Raw genomic sequence first — 347 nt, forward strand, 5'->3', positions numbered from 1 at the left:
AAGAACACAATACAGCTTTCCAGATACTCTTTATTATATAAAGAGAAAGAATTTGCTTGGCGACCATAGCGTTATGGACCCACCTGATCCCATGCCGAACTCAGAAGTGAAACGTAATAGCGCCGATGGTAGTGTGGGGTCTCCCCATGTGAGAGTAGGACATCGCCAGGCTTGAATTAAGTTTTTATCTTTTTTAGAAGATGAAGACAAAGAATAAAACGCTGACACGTTTTATTTAAGTAATAGCATAATGCTGAATAGACACTGCGGAGTGGTAGTTCAGTTGGTTAGAATACCGGCCTGTCACGCCGGGGGTCGCGGGTTCGAGTCCCGTCCACTCCGCCACT

1 tRNA gene and 1 rRNA gene are annotated in these 347 nt (G+C 45.2%); both read left to right on the top strand.

The window, feature by feature from the left end:
- The first annotated feature begins 55 nt into the window (after positions 1–55).
- Positions 56–171: ribosomal RNA gene (rrf, locus tag A6E04_RS19130) — 5S ribosomal RNA — on the top strand.
- Positions 172–268: 97 nt separating this feature from the next.
- Positions 269–345, top strand: a tRNA-Asp gene (locus tag A6E04_RS19135).
- The last annotated feature ends 2 nt before the right edge of the window (positions 346–347 follow it).

Origin of the sequence: Aliivibrio logei (genome assembly GCF_001691055.1) — a bacterium.
GTDB lineage: Bacteria > Pseudomonadota > Gammaproteobacteria > Enterobacterales > Vibrionaceae > Aliivibrio > Aliivibrio salmonicida.